This is a genomic window from Lachnoclostridium sp. Marseille-P6806, from assembly GCF_900625025.1.
Taxonomy (GTDB): domain Bacteria; phylum Bacillota; class Clostridia; order Lachnospirales; family Lachnospiraceae; genus CAG-791.
This window is the reverse complement of sequence record NZ_LR130586.1, coordinates 63,819-72,629: the sequence shown is the minus strand read 5'-3', so window position 1 is coordinate 72,629 and position 8,811 is coordinate 63,819. Positions and strand designations below refer to the sequence as shown.

Genomic DNA, 8,811 nt, shown 5'->3' with positions numbered 1-8,811 from the left:
AGAACATCTACCGTGTGGACAACGGAGACAAACAGGGAATCAAAGTTTCCGCAATCCAGAAGAAGACAAAGAACGTGCTGGACACGCTCGGAGTCGACCTATTACGTAAAATTTGAGGTTACAGTGTTATAACTACATCATACATCAGATCGATTTTCAAAGAACCTGCAAAGCTGAGAATTGCTTGATCTTCTGGGATCTTCGGTCTTTTAAAGAAGAGGCCTATGGTTACAAGTTAATAAGTGTAGTTAAAAATTACACCCGGGAATTCAAGATTAATAGTAGATGAAGTCAATAGCTTGTTAGCATTCAAAGATTTTGGAAATATTATGAGTTTAGAAAAGAGGTTGCTGGAGTACATCAAAATTGATACCAAAGCCTGTAAGAATTTGCGAGATATTCCTTCGAGTTTCGTTCAGGTGAATAGTGAATATTCCAGTCTGAAAAGACCGGGGTACCGCGGAAGAGGTACCATTGTTCCGCAACAATGATACTGTTGATCCGCGGCTGGATACTGAAGGTATCCCGGTCCTTCCGGCGTCAGTCGGATCTACGCGCTAAGAGTTCTCTCATATTAACCTTGCCTAGATCAACAGTGTCGGCGTTATGAACGATCCGGTCCATGATCGCGCCAGCCATGACGTCGCCGCCGAGGCGGGGATGCCACTCGGACTGCTTGTACTGTGTGCAGAAGATAGTAGAGTGAAGATCGTAGCGGATCTCAAAGATCTCCAGAAGGTATTTTACTTCCATCTCCGACGGGATCTCCACGAGCTATTCGTCAATGATGAGCATGTGGTAGGTGCTGTACCGCTTGACCAGTTTGCTGATGCCTACACCGGTCTGCGTCGCCAGATCGAACTCCACCAGCAGTTTCGGCATACGAACATAGCGTGTTTTATGGAGCCTCCGGCAGAACTCCTTGCCAATGGCACAGGAGAGATAAGTCTTCCCTGCACCGGTATATGTCGGGTCGGTATCATTGGCGGACAGAAAGTACAAATAGGCGGATCGAGTGTGTCAAACTGTCCAGTATCATGCTCCGGTTTGTCGGTATCCATTTGCGGATCGCTGGTATCCGGAGCCCGGAATACCCATGCGGCTTCCGGTTCAGCCAGATCACCGGAAAAACAATAGATCATCCTAGAGCAGAAAAAGACGGCTGAAATTGCTGGCCGAGGAACCACGTAGCAAACTCTACAACAGCAACGAACACAAGCAGATCTAGCCTGTAGTAGAGTTGCTCTGTGAAAGAGATGCCATACTGTAGATCTCAGTTTACAGTATGGCGTCCTTTTAAATCTATCGCCTGAAAATATCCGGTTATTGAAGAAATGTATTGTTGTGCTCCAAGATCCGGAATGAGTACCCACGCCGGGAGAGGTCTGCCGCCTTCAGGGCGACAAGGTTAATGTCTGAGTTCATCACGCCGGCGATCTGACAGACGCTGTATCCCTGGTAGATATAGTCGATGACTTCTTCATCCGGCAGCATGATCTGCGCGGCAAAGAGGTTGGCTTCGTACTCCATGATATTGCGGTTCATATCAAAGAGGTTAAATTCCTGGAAAAGAGATGCCTGCCTCCGGTGAAGCTGGTCATGGCCGATCTCGTGCAGCAGGACGATCTGCCGCATAGGTTCTTCGAGATCTTCTTTCACAAAAATGCAGCGGTTTCTTTTCAGGATCTTGTAGACCCCTTTCTGTTTTTGGAAGGGGACGCCATAGATCCGGATATTCAGTTCCTCTGCAATAATTTCCGGATCGCGGCTTCCCGTTCTGTGAAGGAGCCGGTCAGCTGTCCGGATAATGTGATCGGTGTTGTTAAGATGCATCACATCACCTCCCTTTGTCTGGAGAAATGTCGATCTCTAGGCTGACTGCTCTTTTAATCCGGGCTGTCTGTATGCTTTTGATATTTCTTCGGCGTATATTTTTTATTGTTTCGTTTGGCATCCACATAGGCCTGCTGGATCGCAAACATGAGGGCATCCATATCTTCTTCCGCCATTTTTCCTCCGGCAAACAGTCCCGTCAGTTCGGAAACAAGCTGACGGGCATCTTTTTTCCCCCGATAGCCAAACTGCTCTTCTGCGGATAAGATAAACGCTTCCTCGTCCGTCAGAAGATAAGGGACGGAGACGTCCAGAACCTTGGCCAGCGCCTCATAGACCTTTCTGGTTCTGGGGAGCGCCTTCCCGTTTTCCCAGTCGATCACAGTGCGACGGGATTTTCCGACTTTTTCTGCAAGCTCGACCTGTGACAGATTATGGTGCGTCCTTGCTTCTTTTATCTTTTCTCCAAATGTCATGTTGAAATTCCTCCGGTGATTGTGATGTTAAGATACATATTCTTCTTGACAAGTGCAGTTAAGCTGCATATAATTTAAGGTGTATTTTAATTGCACTTATTATACAATGAGCTGCACAGCAGGTCAAGGAAAACGGCAAAGACCTCTTAATGCATCGCTATCGGGCGAATGGAAAAGTCTGTTCCCCTTTCCGCTGCAGAATAACATATCCTGTCAGACAGCTGCGCAGTGGGAAAGGAGGCCGTGGGGCAATGAGCAGGAAGACGACAGGCGCATGGAACGCGATCCATTCCATGTGCAGATTGCAGGGAATACAGGAGCAGGAATTGTATGAAAAAGCGCGGATGCTGCTGGGGATCTACCGACGTGTCTGCTGGTCCGTACTGGGGAGTGCGAACTGCGTTGCAGAAGATGTGGATTACTGTTATGGCACAGATCTGGACAGAGCGCTGGTCTATCTGGAGACGTTTGCACCGGACAAAGAGCGGGAGCATTTCGAGGCGCGCATCAAGATCCTTTTTGAAACTCGTTGGATGCTGGAACTGGTGGAGAGTGCAATGCTGCGGGTCAAGGAATTTCCGGATGGAGGCGATCAGTATTTTGAGATCCTGTCCAAGAGCTACCTGACCCGGTGGAAGTATACGGAGTCGGAGATGCTGGAGCTTCTGCATCTGGAGCGCAGCCGGTTTTACGATAAAAAGAAGGAAGCGGTCATGATCTTTGGGATCGCCTTGTGGGGAGGCATGATCCCGGGAATGAAAAATCATCTCCAAGAGCTGAAAAAAGAAACCGACCGTGCATGGAGCTGTCCGACATAGTTCCGACAAAAGTCCGCTGAGATCCCTACGAAAAGTCCGACGATCCATCCGCTAAACTGTTTATGCTGGATGAGCCGCGGCGTATCAATTGAATAGTAAAAGACATGAAGCCCTATGGCCTTAAAAAAGGTCATGGGGCTTTTTTTGTACTCCAATATGCGGTTGCCGCTGCTTCCGGCAGTTCCAGATCCTGGACATTTCGCCTTTTTACAGGAGAAAGGGAGGCAGCGCATATGCGGGGAAAGAGCCATATTGCACCGAAAACCGCTATATGCCGGGACGTGATCGTTTGTGCAAAGACCGCACCGATCCGACACAGGCCTGGCCGGTCGCCCCCGATTCTGAATGGTTGCCATTTACAGCATTTCAGATCGGAGGAAAAAAGATGACATTTGATAGGAGATCCTGTGGAGCCAGGATCAGGGAACTTCGGAAAAGCAAAGGGATGACACAGGAGGCTATGGCCTCGGATCTACATATCAGCGACACGCATCTTCGCAAGCTGGAAGCGGGGAACAGGAGCGCTTCGATCGAACTGTACATCGAGATCGCACAGTATTTTGAGGTCAGCCTGGACGAGTTGCTTTTGGGAAGAAGGGGACCTGGCGGTCCGGTGAAAGCGGAGCTCAAAGACGTGATAGGAAGGCTGATGCAGCTCACGGAGAAGCTGTGAATGGAGGACCGGTCGCAGGAGGGTCGGTGACCGGTCCTGCCAGGCGCTAAAAAGAGCAGAGCGATCTAATTACACTTGCTTTAGAGCCGCGGAAGTGGTTCCTGTGTTCTTTGACAACTGAATATCCATTTCATCTGGCACATTCCTTCTTTAAGGAGCCTGCGCGGGATCCGCCATGAGGAAGCAGAAAGCGTTTTAAGTAAGAGCGCTTGCTGCTTCGGAGCGACAAAGACCCACGACAAATGCCGGGACTGTACCCGGCGGGGGCGATGAGAGGAAGAAGGAGACAATGATACTTCCGCCTTTGGGCGGCTCGGCGAGAACCGCGGAGGGGTGAGACTCCCATGAGGGCAGAGAAGCAGCTCTGCCGCCGGATGAATTTCCCATCGGGCGTCTGCCCGGTCCTCCGGGGCGTCGTGGACAAATAGGAGGACGAGCATAGGTAAATGAGCGATGGGCATCTGCCGGATACTTTCGGACAGAGGCCCATCTTTCCATACGGTAGCCTGCGGTTTTGTTTGGAATGCTGCAGGCAGCAAGGAGGTGCGTTTGGAATTGAAGATCGATCCGGAGTTTGCCGGAAAGATCCCTCCGCTGACCGATGAGGAATACCGGCAGCTGGAAGAGAACATCCTGGAGGAGGGAAATATCATCAATCCCCTGATCATATGGAATGGCGTGATCGTAGACGGACATAACCGATACCGCATCGTACAGGAACATCCGGAGATCCCGTATCAGATCTACGAGAAGGAATTTCCGGACCGGTACGCTGTCATTGCATGGATCTGCAAGAATCAGCTGGGTCGGCGGAACCTGACCCCGGAACAAAGGAAATACCTGATCGGGAAGCAGTATGAAGCAGAGAAGGCTTCCATTCCCAATATCACAGGAAGGAATCAGTTTTCGGAAAAGGTTAGTGGACAAAATGACCACCAACCTGCCCCGGAAAAGACCAGCCAGAGGATCGCCAAAGAGGTGGGGGCCAGTGAACGGTTTGTCCGCCGTGCAGAAGAATTTGCCCGCGGCGTTGACATGGCAGAGGAAGTATCTCCCGGCATAAAAGACGAGATCCTGTCCGGGAAGCTGAAAGGAAGCGATCAGGCCGTTCGAGCCATCGGGAAGGCAGGGCCTGAGCAGAGGAAGAAACTGACCAGGGAATTGCAGGATCCTTCTCCTGCCTCAAAGATGAAACGGCCAAAAACCGGTCCTGATCCGGAGCCGGATCCGGAGCCGGATCAGGACCGCGGCGGCGCAACTGCCCGGGCAGGAGAGGCGGATGAAGGAACGGGCAAGGAAGATACCCTCCGACCTATGGCAGGTGACGTCCACCGCACAAAGGCCGAGGAGCTGCAGGCCATACAGGCCATATCCGAGGATATGCTGACATCGGATGGCAGGGGGACGGCAGAGGACATGCTGTATGAGCTGCAGGATGCTCTGCACATGCTGACGGATCGCTGGGATCTCTGCTTTGCCACATATGAAGAGATCTATCGGAAGAAGAAATACCACAGGCAGGTGAAAGCACTTGCCGGAGAAGGAATTGCCTATCTGAGCAAAATACGAAAGGAGCCGGATGATGAAGATGGATGAACTGACTTATAGAGAGATCACATTAAACAGCAGACAGCTGGAAGTGCCGAGGGAGGCATACCAGAGGGAGCTGAATACGGTGCGGGTACATAAGATCGCAGCGGAGTTTGATGAGCGGATCGCCAATGAACCAAAGTTGAGCTGCCGGAACGGACACTACTATGTGTTTGACGGCCAGCATACCATTGCTGCCAGAAAGCACCGGAACAAGGGCCGGGATCTCCCGATCCGGTGCAAGGTTTACTACGGTCTGACCGAAGCGGATGAGGCCCTGCTCTTTGCACAGCAGACGGGGGCATCGGCCACTCTGACAGCCGGAGCGAAGATACGGGCATTGATCTTTGCCGGAGATCCGGAAGCGACGGCGTTCTTTCGGGCAACGGAGAGCATCGGGCTGCGGCTGGACTACGGGCAGCAGCGCGGAAAGAAGCGGCTTGCCTGCATCGCGACGGCTTTCCGGGAATTCCATAAGGTGGGTGCCGAGCGGTACAAAGAAGCGCTTTCCCTTATCCTGGAGGCCTGGGATGGTGATCCGGATTCGCTCCGTGCGGAGACGGTGCAGGGCATGCTCCGGTTCGTGGATCTCTATTATGGGGAGTATGACCGGGCAAGACTGATCCGGCGCTGCCGCCGGGTAGACCCGCTGGTCATCTACCGGGAGGGCAAGGCGATGGCATCCAATCTGCCGGGCTTTAAGAAGTATACCTATCAGGTGCTTCTGATTTACAACGGCTCCAGCAAGAAGGCAGCCCTGCCGATGAAGTTCTGACGGAGGAAGAAGGTGGGAATGAGAGCAGACTGGGTCTACCGGCGGGGGGATCTCTACCTTGCCAACCTGAATCCGTTCAAGGGATCAGAGCAGGGCGGGAAACGCCCTGTGCTGGTCCTGCAGAACAATACCGGGAACCTGCACAGTTCTACGATCATCGTAGCTACGATCACTTCGCAGGAGAAAAAGAAGGGACAGCCGACGCACTATCCCCTGCCGCCGGTCGGCAGGCTGAAGATGGCATCCGTGGTGCAGCTGGAACAGATCAGAACGATCGACAAATGCCGGGTATTGGAATATCTGGGGAAGGTCCCGGCAGAGAATATGAGAGAGATCAACCATGCGATCAAAGTAAGCCTTGGAATGATCCGGATCCCGGGAAAATTTAAGATGGGCTTATCAGAAGAGGAGGAATAACGCATGTTTGAAGAAAAAATAGCTGAGCTGAATAAAGGTATAGAACAGATGGACAGTGGGGACATCATAGATAAGCGCACGTACACGGTAGATGAAATACAAGACATCCTGGAGATCAGCAGACCGACGGCATACGGGCTTGTAAAGAAAAATCTGTTTCATAGTGTCAGAATAGGCGGGCACATCCGTATTTCCAAGAGAAGCTTCGATGAATGGCTGGATGCACAGTTCTGATTTGTCAAGGATGTCGTTGGACTGTTTTGGATCTGACGACATCCTTAAATATTTGGCGGGCGTTCGATAAAATGATGGCAAGGTTAAGCGCTGACCAAAGAAAATGAAAGGACGTGATGCTGATGAAGAAAAAGAGCATGTCGGTCAGAGAAATGGGACGAATGCTGGGGCTGGGGAAAACAAACTCCTACTGGCTGATCAAGAAACATTATTTTGAAACGATCCTGGTTGCCGGGAAGATGCGGGTACTGGTGGACAGCTTCGAGGACTGGTGTCAGGGTCAGACGCATTACAAAAAGGTGACAGATCTGCAGAGTGACAAGGAGAAAAGCTAATGGCATCGATTATCAAAAGACGAAAGAAGTTCTCTGTCGCTTACCGCTATACCGACGAGCATGGGAAGGAGCGGCAGAAATGGGAAACCTTCAGCACGATGACGGAGGCGAAAAAACGGAAGCTGGAGATAGAGTTCAAGCAGGACAATCATGAATTTATAGTTCCCACGACGAAGACGGTTGATGAACTGCTGTCGGAATATATGGATATCTACGGGCTGAATACCTGGGCGATATCAACGTATGAGAGCCGACAGGCATTGATCTCCAATTACATATCTCCGATTATCGGAGATGTGAAACTGGAGGATGTGACGTCGCGTATGATGGATCAGTTTTATCGGGATCTGCTTTCCGTGAGATCTGTAGCAACGAAATACGTAAAACCCCGGAATGAATTTGTCTCCCCGCATCTTGTCAGGGAGATCCATAAGCTCCTTCGCAATGCTTTTAACCAGGCGGTTAAATGGGAACTGATGAGTCGGAATCCGGTTGAGCACGCAACACTTCCGAAAGAAGAACATGTGCCAAGGGATATCTGGACAGCGGATATTCTGTTTAAGGCGATGGATCTCTGTGAAGATGACAATCTGCTGCTGGCCATGAATCTGGCTTTCTCCTGCACACTTCGCATGGGAGAACTGCTGGGGCTGACCTGGGATTGTGTGGATATTTCTCAGACCAGCATTGAAGCCGGACAGGCGTATATCTATATCAATAAGGAACTGCAGAGAGTTCGCCGGGATGCAATGGAAGCGTTGGGAGAAAAGGGCGTGATCCTGAAATTCCCTATGGCGATCCGCGGAATGAACACGATGCTGGTTTTGAAGGAACCGAAGACCAAGACCAGTGTCCGCAAGATCTTTCTTCCGAAGAGTGTGGCACAGATGCTGGCAAAGCATAAGGAGGATCAGGATGAGATCAGGCAGTTGTTCGGCGAAGAATATACGGATTACGATCTGGTTTTTACTTCCACGAATGGCAGACCAATGGAAGCATCCACGCTCACGCGTCTGTTTAATGACCTGATCAGAAAAAATGATCTTCCAAAAGTGGTTTTCCACAGTCTCCGCCATACCAGCATCACCTACAAGTTGAAGCTGAACGGTGGTGATATGAAGTCTGTCCAGGGCGACTCCGGACACGCGCAGTTGAAGATGGTGGCGGATGTATATTCGCATATCATTGATGACGACCGCTGCCTGAATGCACAGAGGATGGAGGAAGCCTTTTATTCCGGTCAGAAAAAGCAGGAGACTGGTGTTGCTGCACCGGCAAATGCAGATGCTTTGGATGGCAAGACGGCGGATGGCGCGTCAGAGAGCCATGCCGCAAGCGAGACGGATGCAGCCATGCTGATGCGGATGCTGCAGAAGCCGGAGATGGCGCAACTGTTGAAAACGCTGGCGAAGAACTTATGAGGCGTGTTTACATATGCCGTAAGAACTGGATGGAATAACATTTCCATCCCATAGGGCGGATGCTCACAGGATAGACTGTGGGTATCTGCCCTCTTTTTTCGCTTCCATTCGGTGAAAAGATCTGACTTATAATGCAGCATCGGTTACAACACAAAAGCATTCACCTTTGCTAATTTTACCGAATGACTCCATCTTTACAAAGTTGGAGCCATTCGATAAAATCATGACTGAGGAGGTGA

At 50.8% G+C, this 8,811-nt stretch carries 10 protein-coding genes and 1 pseudogene; 8 read left to right on the top strand and 3 right to left on the bottom strand.

Going from position 1 to position 8,811, the window contains the following annotated elements:
• Nucleotides 1–540: 540 nt before the first annotated feature.
• From E0E20_RS14300 to E0E20_RS12345, 3 genes and pseudogenes are all read right to left on the bottom strand, one after another.
• Nucleotides 541–1,002: pseudogene (locus tag E0E20_RS14300) on the bottom strand (ATP-binding protein).
• 321 nt (nucleotides 1,003–1,323) lie between these two features.
• Nucleotides 1,324–1,833, bottom strand: a complete 510-nt coding sequence (locus E0E20_RS12350) for an ImmA/IrrE family metallo-endopeptidase (protein WP_130838494.1) — start codon at nucleotides 1,831–1,833, stop codon at nucleotides 1,324–1,326.
• 53 nt (nucleotides 1,834–1,886) lie between these two features.
• Nucleotides 1,887–2,309, bottom strand: a complete 423-nt coding sequence (locus tag E0E20_RS12345; RefSeq protein WP_130838493.1) for a helix-turn-helix transcriptional regulator — start codon at nucleotides 2,307–2,309, stop codon at nucleotides 1,887–1,889.
• A gap of 251 nt (nucleotides 2,310–2,560) precedes the next feature.
• On the opposite strand from E0E20_RS12345, the gene E0E20_RS12340 reads away from it, so the two are divergent.
• The 8 genes from E0E20_RS12340 (at nucleotide 2,561) to E0E20_RS12305 (ending at nucleotide 8,572) form a co-directional block, all read left to right on the top strand.
• Nucleotides 2,561–3,127, top strand: a complete 567-nt coding sequence (locus E0E20_RS12340; RefSeq protein ID WP_130838492.1) for a hypothetical protein — start codon at nucleotides 2,561–2,563, stop codon at nucleotides 3,125–3,127.
• A gap of 385 nt (nucleotides 3,128–3,512) precedes the next feature.
• The gene (locus tag E0E20_RS12335; protein ID WP_165444102.1) at nucleotides 3,513–3,800 is read left to right on the top strand and encodes a helix-turn-helix domain-containing protein; all 288 of its coding nucleotides are present in this window, start codon (nucleotides 3,513–3,515) and stop codon (nucleotides 3,798–3,800) included.
• Between the two features lie 549 nt (nucleotides 3,801–4,349).
• Nucleotides 4,350–5,396 carry a hypothetical protein gene (locus E0E20_RS12330; protein ID WP_330508978.1) on the top strand — a complete coding sequence of 349 codons (1,047 nt, stop codon included), beginning with the start codon at nucleotides 4,350–4,352 and terminating at the stop codon, nucleotides 5,394–5,396.
• A complete protein-coding gene (locus E0E20_RS12325; protein ID WP_330508977.1) occupies nucleotides 5,380–6,165 on the top strand; it encodes a DUF6551 family protein in 786 nt (261 codons plus the stop codon). The genes E0E20_RS12330 and E0E20_RS12325 overlap by 17 nt, the downstream gene beginning before the upstream one ends.
• A gap of 18 nt (nucleotides 6,166–6,183) precedes the next feature.
• Nucleotides 6,184–6,582 (top strand): type II toxin-antitoxin system PemK/MazF family toxin, encoded by a 399-nt coding sequence (locus E0E20_RS12320; RefSeq protein ID WP_130838502.1) that lies wholly within the window; start codon nucleotides 6,184–6,186, stop codon nucleotides 6,580–6,582.
• A gap of 3 nt (nucleotides 6,583–6,585) precedes the next feature.
• On the top strand, nucleotides 6,586–6,816 hold the full coding sequence (locus tag E0E20_RS12315) for a helix-turn-helix domain-containing protein (protein ID WP_130838488.1): 231 nt from the start codon (nucleotides 6,586–6,588) through the stop codon (nucleotides 6,814–6,816).
• Between the two features lie 116 nt (nucleotides 6,817–6,932).
• The gene (locus E0E20_RS12310) at nucleotides 6,933–7,151 is read left to right on the top strand and encodes a helix-turn-helix domain-containing protein (RefSeq protein WP_242622785.1); all 219 of its coding nucleotides are present in this window, start codon (nucleotides 6,933–6,935) and stop codon (nucleotides 7,149–7,151) included.
• Nucleotides 7,151–8,572: a site-specific integrase gene (locus tag E0E20_RS12305; RefSeq protein ID WP_130838487.1), complete on the top strand. Its 1,422-nt coding sequence runs from the start codon at nucleotides 7,151–7,153 to the stop codon at nucleotides 8,570–8,572. The genes E0E20_RS12310 and E0E20_RS12305 overlap by 1 nt, the downstream gene beginning before the upstream one ends.
• The last annotated feature ends 239 nt before the right edge of the window (nucleotides 8,573–8,811 follow it).

Bases quoted from the DNA above. Each gene is read 5' to 3' on its own strand.
- E0E20_RS12335 (WP_165444102.1), top strand. From the start codon at position 3,513: ATGACATTTGATAGGAGATCCTGTGGAGCCAGGATCAGGGAACTTCGG.
- E0E20_RS12305 (WP_130838487.1), top strand. From the start codon at position 7,151: ATGGCATCGATTATCAAAAGACGAAAGAAGTTCTCTGTCGCTTACCGC.
- E0E20_RS12350 (WP_130838494.1), bottom strand. From the start codon at position 1,833: ATGCATCTTAACAACACCGATCACATTATCCGGACAGCTGACCGGCTC.
- E0E20_RS12315 (WP_130838488.1), top strand. From the start codon at position 6,586: ATGTTTGAAGAAAAAATAGCTGAGCTGAATAAAGGTATAGAACAGATG.
- E0E20_RS12320 (WP_130838502.1), top strand. From the start codon at position 6,184: ATGAGAGCAGACTGGGTCTACCGGCGGGGGGATCTCTACCTTGCCAAC.
- E0E20_RS12345 (WP_130838493.1), bottom strand. From the start codon at position 2,309: ATGACATTTGGAGAAAAGATAAAAGAAGCAAGGACGCACCATAATCTG.
- E0E20_RS12340 (WP_130838492.1), top strand. From the start codon at position 2,561: ATGAGCAGGAAGACGACAGGCGCATGGAACGCGATCCATTCCATGTGC.
- E0E20_RS12325 (WP_330508977.1), top strand. From the start codon at position 5,380: ATGATGAAGATGGATGAACTGACTTATAGAGAGATCACATTAAACAGC.
- E0E20_RS12310 (WP_242622785.1), top strand. From the start codon at position 6,933: ATGCTGATGAAGAAAAAGAGCATGTCGGTCAGAGAAATGGGACGAATG.